The sequence below is a fragment of the Streptomyces sparsus genome (assembly GCF_054776295.1).
In genome coordinates this window covers 1-737 of record NZ_BAAHCA010001531.1, presented here as the reverse complement: position 1 = coordinate 737, position 737 = coordinate 1, and the positions used below count along the sequence as shown (strand labels likewise).

At 76.3% G+C, this 737-nt stretch carries 1 pseudogene; it reads left to right on the top strand.

Features of this window, described 5'->3' with window-relative positions:
* Window positions 1–737: pseudogene (locus tag ACYVE9_RS29440) on the top strand (ATP-binding protein); the annotation flags it as partial.

The following is a 737-nucleotide window of genomic DNA, read 5'->3' as shown; positions in this document are numbered from 1 at the left end:
GGGGGCCCTGCTCGCCGACCGGGTCGCGCTGCTCACCCGCCCCGCCTTCAGCCGGTTCTTCGGCGGTGCGGACGGCACCGGCCGCGGGGGCGGGGCGGCCGGCCCGATCCCGTTCTCGCTGAGCGCCCTGGAACACCCGCTGCGCGTCCGGATCGACCTGCCCGCCCGCGGCCACGGCGAGGCGTCGCGCATCCTCACCCGGCTGCTGCTCGCCCAGTTCACCGCGGCCGTCAGCAGCCGCGAGGACCGTTCGCTGTTCGCCTGCCTGGTGATGGACGACGCCGCGCACGCCGTCACCGCCGAAGCGGTCCGCGGACTGCGCCAGCTGCGCCCGGCCAACGCCGGTGCCGTCCTCACCCTGCGCACCCTCGACGACGTGCCGGAGGCGCTGCGCACCACGCTGGTCGGCACCGTCGGCTGCAAGGTCGCGCTCTCCGGGGTCAGCACCTGGGACGGTGAGGTCTTCGCGCGGGCCTGGGGGGAGGACTGGGTGAAGACGGAGGACGTCACCAGCAACCCGGACTTCTCCGGCGGCCTGCTGAAACGCGCCGCCCGAGGGGTGCGCACGCTGTTCACCGGGGTCCGGGCCACCACCGAGTCGGTGACCGTGCGCACCGTGCAGCGGGAACGCTGGTCGGCCTCCGACCTGGCCCACCGGGTGCCGCCCGGGCACGCCGTGCTGTCGCTGACCACCGGCCGCGGCGGCAGCAGCCCGCCGATGCTGGCCCGCCTCGGCG